Source organism: Streptomyces sp. NPDC006265, from assembly GCF_040613555.1.
Lineage (GTDB): Bacteria > Actinomycetota > Actinomycetes > Streptomycetales > Streptomycetaceae > Streptomyces.
Genome location: NZ_JBEXSH010001445.1, coordinates 1 through 1,295, shown reverse-complemented (window position 1 = coordinate 1,295; position 1,295 = coordinate 1). Strand labels below are relative to the sequence as shown.

Sequence of the window (1,295 nt, the reverse complement as noted above, 5' to 3'; positions counted from 1 at the left end):
GCCGGAAGCCCTCGTACTGGACGTACTTGGGGTTTCGGCCGGTGCGGCGAGTGGGGGTACCCCCTGCTCGAGCAGAGTCGAGAGCTTGGGGGAGCATGCCGGGCGTCGTGACGGGGCGAACGTTGCCTGCCGCGGCACTAGGCGCAGGCCTCAGAAGGTCCGCGGCACCGCTGCCTTCGTCTTCGCGAACTCCTCGTCCGTGAGGACGCCGTCGCGGTGCAGCCGGCCCAGCTCGCGCAGCCGGCGCAGGAGCACGTCGTGATGGTCGGAGGCGGGGCGCGGCACGTCGGCGCAGGCGGTGGGCTCGACGTCCGGGGTGGCGGCGCGCGTGGACGGGTGCGGCAGCCGGGCGGTGACCGCCGCGGCGACGGCGGCGGTGAGCAGATTCCGGCGGGCGCTGTCCCACAGGTCCAGGGCGTACGGGTCCTTCTCCGGCGGCAGTTTCGAGCCTTCGCGGGCTCCTTCGGGACCCGGTCGAGCAGCAGCGCGCGGCGGATCTCCTCGGCGACGTACTCGGCGACCCCCGTCCGGTCGGCGTCCACCGTCAGCCGGTAGGGATCGGCGGTGTCCGGCAGCCGCCCGCAGGTCGCCCGGAGCAGGGGGTCGGCGCCCTCGCGCAGCCGCAACCGCAGCCGTCCGCGCCTGCGTTCGGGTTCCAGGACGACGCCGGAGACCGCCGCGAGCGGCACCGCGATCTCTCCGTACGTCTGCCGGAACAGCGGCACGGAGCGGTGCAGGCCGGGGGTGATCCGGACCGTGTCGCCGTCGAAGGCCCAGGTCCCGTCACGCTGGATGATCTCGGCCGTAGGGGAATTCTCCCAGCCGGGTCAACACGGCACGCCGAACTTCACCCGTGTTGACCAGACGGGGCGGATGTGAACCGGGTGGTGTAAGGCACAATTCGCTGTCGTCGCACGGGAGTTGTACAGCGGTGTTTCCGGGGTCCGGAAGGCCGGCGGTGGTTGGGTCGCGGGAAGGCGGGCATCGGGCGTGACGGTGCGGGAGGCGGGACAGGGCGGCGTGGACCCGGGCGGGTACGCGGGCGCGCACGCGAGTGCCTATGCCGAGGGGTACTCGGGTCGCTACGCCGGTGGTGACACCGGTGGGCGCCCGGGCGGGTCCGGTGGCGACCACGGAGGCGGGTGCGCCTGTGGGGACTGCCCGCACGGTGCGCGTGAGGGGCACCGGCGGGCCGTCGCGGCGTTCCTGCGGGCAAAGGCAAGTATTGCGGGAGTAAGCGCACTGATGGTGAGCGCAGCGGTACGGGTCGGGCGGGGGCAAACGGAACCCCAACC

Annotated in this window: 1 pseudogene; it reads right to left on the bottom strand. The window is 73.2% G+C overall.

The window, feature by feature from the left end:
• Positions 1 to 150 precede the first annotated feature (150 nt).
• Positions 151 to 797, bottom strand: a pseudogene (locus tag ABZ281_RS49665) (DUF4429 domain-containing protein).
• Positions 798 to 1,295: the final 498 nt, after the last annotated feature.